Annotated in this window: 1 tRNA gene; it reads left to right on the top strand. The window is 43.1% G+C overall.

From position 1 onward, the window contains the following. Window positions 1-57 precede the first annotated feature (57 nt). Window positions 58-134 (top strand) — tRNA-Ile (locus DS2_RS19510). Window positions 135-246: the final 112 nt, after the last annotated feature.

Below are 246 nucleotides of genomic sequence, written 5' to 3'. Positions count from 1 at the left end.
CCCTTTGATAAAAGCGGTGAAGTCGGCCTGCCAACAAGTTGATAATATAGATGATATAGGTCTGTAGCTCAGCTGGTTAGAGCGCACCCCTGATAAGGGTGAGGTCGGCAGTTCAAGTCTGCCCAGACCTACCAAAATCTAACGTATACTGCGTTGTTTAATTCGTCGTTTAGCAGGCTAAACGTCCTCATTAAACGCCTTGTCTACATTAGATTTAAACTTAATAACTCACAGCGAACAACTTTT

The sequence above is a fragment of the Catenovulum agarivorans DS-2 genome, assembly GCF_000568405.1.
GTDB classification, from domain to species: Bacteria; Pseudomonadota; Gammaproteobacteria; order Enterobacterales; family Alteromonadaceae; genus Catenovulum; species Catenovulum agarivorans_A.
The sequence above is the reverse complement of the archived record's forward strand: the minus strand, read 5'-3'. Positions and strand labels throughout refer to the sequence as shown.